Source organism: Dellaglioa sp. CoH-55-MRSF-9, assembly GCF_056782155.1.
The window spans coordinates 1-238 of the sequence record NZ_JBXAYG010000170.1; the positions used below are offsets into that span (position 1 = coordinate 1).

1 pseudogene is annotated in these 238 nt (G+C 65.1%); it reads right to left on the minus strand.

Features of this window, described 5'->3' with window-relative positions:
• Positions 1 to 238 (minus strand): annotated as a pseudogene (locus AC1RPV_RS08225) (alpha-N-arabinofuranosidase); the annotation flags it as partial.

Genomic DNA, 238 nt, shown 5'->3' on the forward strand with positions numbered 1-238 from the left:
TCGTTGACCTCGTCGGATTCCTGGTGCTCGTCCAGGTACCAGACGTTCCACTCGTCGAACGAGATGGCGAGCCGCTTGGCGCTCTTGCGCTTGCTGCCGACGTGGTCCGCCGCGGCCACGACGGTGTCGATGAAGTACTGCATGTCCACCGAGGAGGCCAGGAAGGAGCCGAGGTCGCCGCCGCGCTCCTGGTAGTAGGCGTGCGCCGAGATGAAGTCGACGTGGTCGTACGCGTGCT